Here is a 9,537-nt window from a genome sequence, read left to right on the forward strand (position 1 = left end):
CCGGTCGGACCGGGCCCCTCGCCGCGACGGCGGGATCAGGCGGCGAGCTGCCGGAGCCGGCGCAGCTCGCCGGTCAGCACCGCCAGCAGCGCGACGCCGTCCTCGCGGGCTGTCGCGGCGGCCTCTCCGGTGGCGGCGAACCGGGCCACCGCGGCCGGGTGCCGCGCCAGGACGTCGTCACCGGCGGTCAGCGCGGCGGCGGTCAGGGCGCGGTGGTGCTCGCCGAGCTGCTCGCGCAGCGCCGCCTTCGCGGCGAGCACCCAGGAGGAGTCGCCGGGCGCGTCCGCGGCCCGCGCACCGGCGCCGTCCAGCCGCAGCGCCCGACCGAGGGCGGAGTGGGCGCGGAGCACGGCGCCCACCGGCAGGCCGGTCGCCCCGACGACGTCGGCCAGGTCGACCGCGTCGGCCCGCGGGCCGAGGACGGCGATCCCGGCGGCGAGCGCCGGACCGGCGCCGGCGGCCCGCAGCTCCTCCGCGACCGGGGGCTCCTCGCCGGTGACCTCGCCGGCCAGCCGGGTCAGCGCGGGCACGGCGGCGGTGAGCGCGGCGGGGTCCCGGTGCCGGCGCAGCAGCCGGTCGGCCACCCGCTCGGTGATCCGCTGCAGCGCCGGGAGCGCGAGCCGCTCGACCGCGGGCGGGACGTCCTCGTCGAGCAGCGCCCAGAGGCGGTCGAGCTCCAGGACCTGCTCGGCGGCGGCGAACGCCCGCGCGGCGACCGGCGTCCCCACGCCGTGCCGCTCCTCCAGGCGGTGCAGGAACCCCGGCCCCACCCGGTTGAGCAGGTCGTTGGCCAGCTGGGTGGCGGTGATCTCGCGGGCCAGCGGGTGGGCCGCGATGCGGTCGGGCCAGCGCTCGCGGACCGGCCGCGGGAAGTAGCGCCGGAGGACGCCGCCGAGCGCCGGGTCGTCGGGCAGGTCGCTGCCGAGCAGCTCCTCCCGGACCAGGTTCTTCGAGTAGGCCAGCAGGACCGCCGCCTCGGGGCGGGTCAGGCCGCCGCCGGCCGCCCGCAGCCGCTCGATGTCGGCCTCCGACGGCAGGTGCTCCAGGTCGCGGTCGAGGCCGGCCTGCCGCTCCAGGTCGCGGATCAGCGCGGCGTGCCGGTCGAGCAGGAACGGCGCCTGGTCGGCGCACACGGTGAGTGCGCGCGCCTGGGCGGCGTTGTCGGCGAGCACCGCGGCGGCGACCTCGTCGGTCAGCTCGCGCAGCAGCGCGTCGCGCCCGGCGCCGGTCAGCTCGCCGTCCCGGACCGCCCCGGCCAGCAGGATCTTGAGGTTGACCTCCCGGTCGGAGGTGTCGACCCCGGCCGAGTTGTCGATGAAGTCGGTGTTGACCCGCACGCCCGCGCGGGCCGCCGCGACCCGGGCGCGCTGGGTGAGCCCCAGGTTGCCGCCCTCGCCGACGACCCGGCAGCGCAGCGTCTCCGCCGTCACCCGGACCCGGTCGTTGGCGCGGTCGCCGGCCTCGGCGTCGGTCTCCTCCGCCGCGCGCACGTAGGTGCCGACCCCGCCGTTCCACAGCAGGTCGACCGGCGCGCGGAGGACTGCCCGGACCACCTCGTCCGGCGTCAGCTCGGTGGCCTCGACGCCCAGGCGCCGCCGCACCTCGGGGGAGAGGGCCACCACCTTGGCGTCGCGCCGGTGCACGCCGCCGCCGGGGGAGAGCAGGCCCGGGTCGTAGTCGGCCCACGACGACCCGGGCAGGGCGGCCAGCCGGCGCCGCTCGGCGAACGAGGCAGCCGGGTCGGGGTCGGGGTCGAGGAAGACGTGCCGGTGGTCGAACGCGGCGACCAGGCGCAGCCGGGGGGAGAGCAGCATCCCGTTGCCGAACACGTCGCCGGACATGTCGCCGATCCCGGCCACGGTCACCGGCTCGGCGTCGACCTCGGTGCCCAGCTCCCGCAGGGACCGGCGGACCGACACCCAGGCGCCGCGCGCGGTGATGCCCATGGCCTTGTGGTCGTAGCCCGCGGAGCCGCCGGAGGCGAACGCGTCCCCCAGCCAGAACCCGCGCTCGACCGCCAGGGCGTTGGCCAGGTCGGAGAAGGTGGCCGTGCCCTTGTCGGCGGCGACGACGAGGTAGGGGTCGTCCCCGTCGAGCACCACGGTGCGGTCGGGGGGCACGACCGCGCCGTCGACCAGATCGTCGGTGACGTCGAGCAGGCCGGAGACGAACGACCGGTAGGCCGCGGCGACCCGCTCCTGCGCCGCCGCCCGGTCCAGCCCGCGCAGGTCCGCCCGGACGACGAAGGCGCCCTTGGCCCCGGCGGGCACGATGACCGCGTTCTTCACCAGCTGCGCCTTGAGCAGGCCGAGCACCTCGGTGCGGAAGTCCTCGGGCCGGTCGGACCAGCGGATGCCGCCGCGGGCCACGGCGGCGCCGCGCAGGTGCAGGCCCTCCATCGCGGGGGAGTAGACGAACGTCTCGACCTCCGGCCGCGGGAGCGGCAGGAAGGGCAGCCGGCACGACGCGATCTTCAGGGCGAGCTGCGGTCGGGGGCGGCCGTCGGCGTCGCGCTGGAAGGCGCTGGTGCGGACGACGGCGTCGAGCACGTCCCGCAGGCCGCGCAGGATGCGGTCCTGGTCGAGGCTCGTGGTGCCGTCGAGCAGCGCGTCGAGCTCGGCGGCGGCCGCCTCGGCGCCCGCGAGGTCGGGGCGGTCGGGGGAGTGGCGGGCGGTGAACCGGCGCAGCAGCGCCCGGGCGAACCGCGGCGCCGCGAGCACGGTCTCCTCGATGTAGCTGCGGGACAGGCCGGACCCGGTCTGGGCCAGGTAGCGGCAGGCGGCCCGGAGGACCGTGACGTCGGCGACCGGCAGCCCCTCGGTCACCGTCAGCCGGGAGAGCCCGTCGAGCTCGGCCTCTCCGGCCCAGGCCGCGGCCAGCGCCTCCTCCAGCGCGGCCAGCGCCGGTCCGGGCCGCACCCCCGGCGGCAGCAGCAGGTCCAGCCGGGTGGCCGGCGCGCCGTCGTCCGGCAGCGAGGCGGCGTCGGCCACCCGGACGCCGAGGCGCTCGAACACGGGCACGACGTCGGCCAGCAGCGGGCGGGTCCCCGGCCACTCGGCGACCGCGCCGACGAGGGGCTCCGCGGCCGCCGGCACCGGGCGCAGCCGGACCCGGTCGCGCGGCGGGCTGACGGCGGCGGTCATCGGGCCGCGGTGGTGGCCGCGACGGCGGCGTCGAGCACGTCGAGCGCCTCGGTGAGCAGGTCCGGGCCGATGACCAGCGGCGGCAGGAACCGCAGCACGTTGCCGGAGGTGCCGGCGGTGAGGACGACGACGCCCTCGGCGTGGCAGTGCCGGGCGACGGCCGCGGCGAGCGCGGGGTCGGGGTCGGTCGTGCCGGGGCGGACCAGCTCGACGGCGATCATGGCCCCGCGGCCGCGGATGTCGCCGATGGCCGGCGTGCGCTCCTGCATCGCCCGCAGCCGCGGCAGCATGGTCGCCTCGATGGCGCGGGCGGCGCCGGCGAGGTCCTGCTCGCGCATCGTGTCGATGGCGGCCAGCGCCGCGGCGCAGGCCACGGGGTTGCCCCCGTACGTGCCGCCCAGCCCGCCGGTGTGGACGGCGTCCATCAGCTCGGCGCGGCCGGTCACCGCCGCCAGCGGCAGCCCGCCGGCCATCCCCTTCGCCAGCGTCACCAGGTCGGGGACGACGCCCTCGTGCTCGCAGGCGAACCAGTCGCCGGTGCGGCAGAAGCCGGTCTGCACCTCGTCGGCGATGAACACCGCGCCGGCCGCCCGGCACCACTCGGCGACGGCCGGGAGGAACCCCGGGGCGGGGACGACGAACCCGCCCTCGCCCTGGATCGGCTCGATCAGCACGGCCGCGACGTTCGCGGCGCCCACCTGGGTCTCGATCTGCCGGATCGCCCGCGCGGCGGCCTCGGCGCCGGACAGGCCGGGGGCGTCGCGGAAGGGGTAGCTCATCGGCACGCGGTACACCTCGGGGGCGAACGGGCCGAACCGGTGCTTGTAGGGCATGGTCTTCGCGGTCAGCGCCATCGTGAGGTTGGTCCGGCCGTGGTAGGCGTGGTCGAACACCACCACGGCCTGCCGTCCGGTGGCGTGCCGGGCGATCTTGACCGCGTTCTCGACGGCCTCGGAGCCGGAGGTGAACAGCGCCGAGCGCTTCTCGTGGTCGCCGGGGGTGACCCGGGCCAGCTCCTCGCAGACGGCGACGTACCCCTCGTAGGGCGTGACCATGAAGCAGGTGTGCGTGAACGCGGCGACCTGCTCCTGGACGGCGGCGACCACGCGGGGCGCCGCGTTGCCGACGTTGACCACGGCGATGCCCGAGCCGAGGTCGATGAGCGAGTTGCCGTCGACGTCCACGACGACGCCGCCGGCGGCGCGCTCGACGAAGACCGGCAGGGTGGTGCCGACGCCGGCGGAGACCGCGGCGGTGCGCCGGGCCATCAGCTCCCGGGAGCGCGGACCCGGCACCTCGGTGACCAGCCGGCGTTCCTGGGCCGGCGTCGACGGGGGTGCCAGCAGGTCGGTCATGGGGGCTCCTCGGCTCGACGGGTGCGCCCTGCGGGGGGCAGGTACGACGTCGAGTCTGGGCGGCGCCGCGGCGCGGAGGTACTGTCCGGACCGGCGCACCGGGGGCTTCCCGGTGTCCACAGTGGCACCGCCTACTCCAGGAGTCCCCGTGCCGGTCACCGTCGCCGACCTGGTCGCGAACCCGGAGCTGGACCTGCGCCTGCTCACTCCCGACGTCCCGGTGGACCGCCCGCTGTCCTGGGTGCACGTGAGCGAGCTGCCGGACCCGGCGCCGTTCCTGCAGGGTGGCGAGCTGCTGCTCATGACCGGCCTGGCGCTGCGCGACGGTGAGCCGGTGGGCCCGTACGTGCGGCGGCTCGTGGACGGAGGCGTCGCCGCGCTCGGCTTCGGCACCGGGCTGGGCCAGGACGCCGTCCTCGGGGAGCTGGTGGCGGCCGCCGCGGCGGGCGGTCTGCCGGTGGTCGAGGTGCCCCGCGGGACCCCGTTCATCGCCATCTCCCGCGGGGTGTCGGCCGCGCTCGCGGCCGACGAGTACGCCGCGGTGGCCCGGGCCGCCACCGCCCAGCAGGAGCTCACGCGGGCGGCGCTGACGCCGGGCGCCCCGGCCGCCGTCCTCGAGCGGCTGGCCCGCTCGGTCGGTGGCTGGGCGCTGCTGCTGGACGCCGTCGGCGCCCCGCTGGAGGCGGCGCCGGCGGCGGCCGCCCGGCGCGCGCCGGGCCTGCAGGCCGAGCTGGACCGGCTGCGCGGGATGCGCGCCCCGGCGAGCGCCGCGCTGAGCGCACCGGAGGAGACGGTGCTGGTCCAGTCGCTGGGCAGCGGTGCGCGCACCCGCGGCTTCCTGGCGGTCGGCCGCCCGGGGCCGCTCCCGCCGGCCGACCGGCACGTCGTGAACGCGGCCGCGCTGCTGCTCACGCTGCGGATGGAGCAGTCCCGGGGGCTGGACAGCGCCATGGCGGCCCTCCGCGCGGCGCTGCTGCGTCTCCTGCTGGCGGGCGAGGAGCGGACGGTGGCCACGGTCGTCGTCGAGCTGGGGCAGCAGCTGCCCGCCGAGCCGCTGCACGTCCTGGTCCTGCTGGGCACCGGGGAGCAGCGCTCCGCGGCGGTCGACGTCGCCGCCGACGCGGCCGCGCACGAGCACGCCCCGCTGTTCTCCGCGGAGCTCGACGACGCCCTGGTGCTGCTGACCCCGGCGGCCGGCCCGCTGCCGGAGCGGCTGGGTGTGCTGACCACGCGGGTGCCGGGCGCGGCGATCGGATCGTCCGGGCCGGTCCGCTGGGCGGGGCTGGCCGACGGCGTCCGGCAGGCCCGGCAGGCCGCCGAGCACGGCCGGGGCCGCGGCGCCGGGATCGTCGCGTTCGCCGACCTGGCGGCCCCCGGGCTCACCGCCCTGCTCGACCCGACGGCGACCCGCGCCTTCGCCGACGCGCTCCTGGCCCCCCTGGTGGCCGCGGATCGGGCCGGTGGCGACCTCGTGCACTCGGTGCGGGTGTGGCTGGCCCACCACGGGCAGTGGGAGCCGGCCGCGGCGCAGCTCGGGGTGCACCGGCACACGCTGCGCAAGCGCGTGCACCGGGCCGGCGGCCTGCTCGGCCGGGACCTCGACGAGCCCGGCGCGCGGGCCGAGCTGTGGATCGCGCTGCACCCGCCGGGAACGGACTAGACGACCAGGTCGCGACGCAGCCACCAGCGCCACGCGGCGAGCAGCAGGCCCGCGCCGGCGAGCAGCGACGCCGCCGTCGCCCACGAGGTCCCGCCTCCGTGCACGTGACCGGTGGCCGGGAGCGCGGCCGCGACGAAGGGGTGCGCCGCCATCCCCACCGCCAGGACGACGTGGGTGCCCCACGCCACCGGGCCGGGCCGCCGCCACAGGTGCACCGCGCAGGTCAGGCAGGCCAGCCCGACGGCGAGTGCGGCAGCGCCGCCCGCCGTCCCCGCGTGCAGCACGGCGCAGGCCACCGCCACGACCGCCGCCGTCCGCGCCAGCAGGCACGGACCGGCGGCGGCACCGCCCGCGGACACCTCAGTGGCAGCGGGCCGCGCTGGGCGGCACGTCGAGCGTCGGGTTGCGGTCGAAGAAGCCCCACGGCTTCAGCGAGAACGACACGACGTCGACCGGCATGACCGGCCAGTCCTCCGGCCGCGGGATGTGGTGGATGCCGAACACGTGCCACAGCACGATGTCGGCGTCGGCGATGGGCCGGTCGGCCTTCGTCCACTCCGGCAGGCCCGCCGAGCCCCGGCTCTGGTTGCAGAACTCGCCGGCCGGCCAGCGCTCCTCCTCGTCGAACGCGGTGACCCACAGCGTGTGGTCGATGACCTCGGCCCGGCGCATGATCGCCGAGTCGCGGTCCACCAGGGCCGGGAAGGAGCCCGACGCGACCAGCTTGTAGCCGGTCGGCGTGCCCAGCCGGTTGAGGTGGTTGCGGTTGACCACCTTCCAGCCGCGCTGGCTGGCCCAGTCGAGGTCCTGCCGCCCCTCGGACTCGGTGAGCAGCGGGCGGCTGCGCTGCGCCAGCGCGAGGCCGTGCGGGTCGGCCGTGGAGACCGGCACCGCGGCGCTCTCGGAGACCACGACGGTGTTCTCCGGTCCGTCGACCTCCATGTCCAGGCGGGCGACGATGAAGTGCTGGTGGAAGGGCGCGTAGGTCTGGTCGTCCACGAGGGTGCCGGTGGGCGGGGTCGCGCCGTCGAAGGCGCTGGTGACCATGATCCCGGTGGCGCGCACCTCGCACTCGATCGTGCCGTCCTGGTAGAAGCGCCAGTAGGTCAGGTACTCGTAGTTGGCCACGGTGGCGTGGAAGGACACGACCATCCGCCGCGACCGGCGGACCTCGGCGCCGGCCTTCTCGTCGACGTGCTTCCACAGCACGCCGTCGTCCTCCTCGTGCAGGCAGATGGCGTTCTTGATCGTGTACGGCTCGCCGCGGGTGTCGTGCAGGACGGCGTCGACGTAGGTGATCTCGCCGAGGCAGTCGCAGCCCAGCTCGAGCGAGGTGGTCATGAAGCCCAGGCCCCACTCGCCGATGTCGAAGGCGGTGCGCCGGTGGTGGTCGGGGCTGGGGTCGCGGTAGGGGACGACCATCTCGGCGAAGGACAGCCGGTGCGCGACCGGCCGGCCGTCGTAGGCCACCCGGTGGATCACCAGCCCCTCGCGGTGGTTGAAGCCCAGCCGCATCGTCCAGTTCTGCCAGCGCAGCTCGTTGCCGTCGAGGGCGAAGGAGACCCCCTCCGGCTGGGTGATCTCCAGCGCCTTGACGTCGGTGCGCTGGACCAGGCCGGGAACGAGGTCGGCGCGGTACTCGCCCATCGGCGTGCCCCCGGCCGGCGGGGCGTCGTCCTCGATCCGCAGCAGCTCCATGGTGTTGAGGTCCACGACGAAGTGCAGGCCGTTGACCGGGTTGGCGTACGGGTTGCCCTTCGGCGTCGACCGGCGCCAGACGTCGGTCCAGCCGACCCGCCGGTCCTGGAACTCGACCGGGATGAGCGAGTGCCCGTAGGCCCAGGTGTCGATGAGCACCAGGTCCAGATCGGTGATGCCCCGCTTCGCGAGGGCGGCGACGACGTCGGGGTGCTCGATGAGCACCTCGTGCGCCTCGTGCCACTCGTCGAGGGTCATGTTCGCCTGCTCGCCGGGCACCGCCTCCCACGAGAGCACGGTGTCGTCGGTCAGCGACACCAGCGCCTTGTGGGTGGTGCCCTCCTCGCGGCTCCAGCAGGTCACCCGCGCCTCGCGCCGGATCGGGTCGCCGGGGCGGAACGCGCGGACGACGTCCTTGGCCGGCTCCCGCAACTCGATCGAGGCGAACCGCCACCGCTCGTCGACGCCGCGGTCCCGGCGCAGGATGCCTGCGGCGGCGCGGAACTCCTCGGCGGTCAGCGGGTCGAGCGGGTGGGCGATCATGCGGGGTCCTCTCGGCGGGGAACGGGGCGGTCGGCGAGCAGGGGGAGGGACGGGTCCCACCGGGTGCCGTCGCGGGCGTCGCGGCGGCGGCGGGCGACGGCCGACAGCGCCTCCAGCACCACGCGGTTGGCCAGGGCGGCGGTGATGTCGGCGTGGTCGTAGGGCGGGCTGACCTCGACCACGTCCACGCCCACGACCGGGAGCTCGAGGCAGATCCGGCGCACCGAGTCCAGCAGCTGCCGGGCGGTCAGCCCGCCGGGCTCGGGGGTGCCGGTGCCGGGGGCGTGCCCGGGGTCGCAGACGTCGATGTCGACGGAGAGGAAGACGCCCTCGCACTGGTCGGTGGCGATGCCGAAGGCCTCGGTGAGACAGGCCACCAGGCCGCGGTGCCCGATCTCGGTCATCTCGTAGGAGCGCATCCGCTGCTCGGCCATCCAGTCCAGCGTCTCCGGCGGGGGCCAGTAGCCGCGCAGGCCGATCTGCAGGAAGCGGTCGCCGCGCAGGGCACCGGACTCGATCAGCCGGCGCATCGGCTGCCCGTGTCCCCACAGCGAGCCGAACTCGATGTCGCCGGTGTCGGCGTGCGCGTCGAAGTGGATCATCGACACCCGGCCGTGCCCGAGCACGTTGGCCACGCCCTTGGCGTCGGCGAAGGCGATCGAGTGGTCGCCGCCGAGGACCACCGGGATCGCGCCGGCCCGGGTGACCGTCTCCACCGCGGCCTCCAGCGCGGGCAGCGCGGTCTCGATGTCCCCGGAGTACATCTCGACGTCGCCGGCGTCGAGCACGCGCAGGTCGCGCAGCCCGTCGGTGCGCAGGGCCAGGCTGGGCCGGGACCCGTCGTGGGCCAGGTAGTCGGTCATCCGGATGGCCTGCGGGCCGAAGCGGGTGCCGGGACGGTGCGAGGTGCCGCCGTCGAACGGGGCGCCGAGGACGACGACGTCCGCACCGGCGAAGGACGCGGGGTCCTCCAGGTCGCAGCGGCCGACGCCGAGGTAGGTGATGTCGGGCCCGTACTGGGCGCCGTAGCGGGTCATGCGGGGGATCCCTGTCGGTCGGTCGGGGCGCACCCCGAGGGGCAGAAATGGCCATTTCTGCCCCTCGGGGCCGCCTGCGGTCAGGAGTCGATGTTGGCCAT

At 76.5% G+C, this 9,537-nt stretch carries 6 protein-coding genes; 1 reads left to right on the plus strand and 5 read right to left on the minus strand.

Annotated elements, in window-relative coordinates; all coding sequences use genetic code 11:
* Nucleotides 1–35: 35 nt before the first annotated feature.
* Both MY526_RS24080 and gabT read right to left on the minus strand, forming a co-directional pair.
* Entirely contained in the window at nt 36–3,143 is a 3,108-nt protein-coding gene (locus tag MY526_RS24080; RefSeq protein ID WP_436694960.1) for an NAD-glutamate dehydrogenase domain-containing protein, read from the minus strand.
* Complete coding sequence (gene gabT, locus MY526_RS24085; RefSeq protein ID WP_436694962.1) at nt 3,140–4,498, minus strand: 4-aminobutyrate--2-oxoglutarate transaminase; 1,359 nt, start codon at nt 4,496–4,498, stop codon at nt 3,140–3,142. The genes MY526_RS24080 and gabT overlap by 4 nt, the downstream gene beginning before the upstream one ends.
* Nucleotides 4,499–4,646: 148 nt before the next feature.
* On the opposite strand from gabT, the gene MY526_RS24090 reads away from it, so the two are divergent.
* A complete protein-coding gene (locus MY526_RS24090) occupies nt 4,647–6,158 on the plus strand; it encodes a PucR family transcriptional regulator (RefSeq protein ID WP_436705229.1) in 1,512 nt (503 codons plus the stop codon).
* Here MY526_RS24090 and MY526_RS24095 read toward each other — a convergent pair.
* The 3 genes from MY526_RS24095 to speB are packed head-to-tail and all read right to left on the minus strand — an operon-like array spanning nt 6,155 to nt 9,436.
* Nucleotides 6,155–6,517: a hypothetical protein gene (locus MY526_RS24095; protein ID WP_436705230.1), complete on the minus strand. Its 363-nt coding sequence runs from the start codon at nt 6,515–6,517 to the stop codon at nt 6,155–6,157. The genes MY526_RS24090 and MY526_RS24095 overlap by 4 nt on opposite strands.
* 1 nt (nt 6,518) lies before the next feature.
* Nucleotides 6,519–8,399: a primary-amine oxidase gene (locus MY526_RS24100; protein WP_436705231.1), complete on the minus strand. Its 1,881-nt coding sequence runs from the start codon at nt 8,397–8,399 to the stop codon at nt 6,519–6,521.
* A complete protein-coding gene (gene speB, locus MY526_RS24105) occupies nt 8,396–9,436 on the minus strand; it encodes an agmatinase (RefSeq protein WP_436705232.1) in 1,041 nt (346 codons plus the stop codon). The genes MY526_RS24100 and speB overlap by 4 nt, the downstream gene beginning before the upstream one ends.
* Nucleotides 9,437–9,537 lie beyond the last annotated feature (101 nt).

The sequence above is a fragment of the Geodermatophilus sp. CPCC 205761 genome, assembly GCF_051383655.1.
GTDB lineage: Bacteria > Actinomycetota > Actinomycetes > Mycobacteriales > Geodermatophilaceae > Geodermatophilus.

Bases quoted from the DNA above. Each gene is read 5' to 3' on its own strand.
- speB (WP_436705232.1), bottom strand. From the start codon at position 9,436: ATGACCCGCTACGGCGCCCAGTACGGGCCCGACATCACCTACCTCGGC.
- MY526_RS24100 (WP_436705231.1), bottom strand. From the start codon at position 8,399: ATGATCGCCCACCCGCTCGACCCGCTGACCGCCGAGGAGTTCCGCGCC.
- MY526_RS24080 (WP_436694960.1), bottom strand. From the start codon at position 3,143: ATGACCGCCGCCGTCAGCCCGCCGCGCGACCGGGTCCGGCTGCGCCCG.
- gabT (WP_436694962.1), bottom strand. From the start codon at position 4,498: ATGACCGACCTGCTGGCACCCCCGTCGACGCCGGCCCAGGAACGCCGG.